At 43.3% G+C, this 381-nt stretch carries 1 pseudogene; it reads left to right on the top strand.

Features of this window, described 5'->3' with window-relative positions:
• Positions 1–13: 13 nt before the first annotated feature.
• Positions 14–381, top strand: a pseudogene (locus ACNKXV_RS13460) (insulinase family protein); the annotation flags it as partial.

The raw sequence follows: 381 nt of genomic DNA, 5'->3' as shown, positions 1-381 counted from the left end.
AAAAAAAACTGACATGAAAAAAATAGCAATAGTAGTTGTATTGATGCTTTTGGTAGCTGTGAGCGGCTTTGCTCAGGTAGACCGAAGCAAATTGCCTGCTGCAGGACCAGCACCGGAAATCAAAATAAATGAAGCTGAAACATTCACTTTACCCAATGGGCTGAAGGTCTTTGTGGTGAAAAACACCAAGCTACCTAGAGTGTCGTTCACCTTGGTATTGGAGCGTGATCCGATTTTGGAAGGTGACAAAGCGGGATTGTCCGGATTTGTAGGAGAAATGATGATGGGAGGGACAAAGAATCGTACCAAAGATCAATTGGATCAGGAAGTGGATTTTATCGGAGCTAGCTTGAGTGCTTCATCGACCTCCATTTTTGCTTC

This window comes from Christiangramia aquimixticola, assembly GCF_048285835.1.
GTDB classification, from domain to species: Bacteria; Bacteroidota; Bacteroidia; order Flavobacteriales; family Flavobacteriaceae; genus Christiangramia; species Christiangramia aquimixticola.
This window is presented reverse-complemented; position numbering and strand designations above follow the sequence as displayed.